The sequence below is a fragment of the Pseudoalteromonas sp. NBT06-2 genome, assembly GCF_002276045.1.
In the GTDB taxonomy this organism is placed as follows: Bacteria; Pseudomonadota; Gammaproteobacteria; order Enterobacterales; family Alteromonadaceae; genus Pseudoalteromonas.
This window is the reverse complement of record NZ_NQMR01000439.1, coordinates 1-376: the sequence shown is the minus strand read 5'-3', so window position 1 is coordinate 376 and position 376 is coordinate 1. Positions and strand designations below refer to the sequence as shown.

General features: G+C 37.2%; 1 protein-coding gene. It reads left to right on the top strand.

Going from position 1 to position 376, the window contains the following annotated elements:
- The first annotated feature begins 29 nt into the window (after positions 1-29).
- Positions 30-356 carry a phage holin family protein gene (locus CJF42_RS26440; protein WP_095369415.1) on the top strand — a complete coding sequence of 109 codons (327 nt, stop codon included), beginning with the start codon at positions 30-32 and terminating at the stop codon, positions 354-356.
- Positions 357-376 lie beyond the last annotated feature (20 nt).

Sequence of the window (376 nt, the reverse complement as noted above, 5' to 3'; positions counted from 1 at the left end):
AAAATGACGATGATGAATAAGGATATAACATGAATTGGATGGACCTTTTAGAATTTGTAAAGCAATGGGGGCGATTGTGTATATTGTCGCTGCTCGCAGCTGCGGTGCAAATGTATATAAGCGGTAAAAAGTTTACGTTTTTTCATTATGTTATGTCGGTTTTAGTGGCGGTATTTGCCGCCTATTTAGCCGCTGCTTTTTGTGACTGGCGACACTTTAATGATGATTTAACCACTGGTGTAATTGGTGTAACGGCCTATGCAGCACCCCATATTTTAGAGGGATTTAACAAGCTAGTGCAATTTATAGCACAAAACCCAAAAGCATTTTTAGCTAATTTATTAAAAGTTAAGTGAGGAAAAATAATGGGATTACT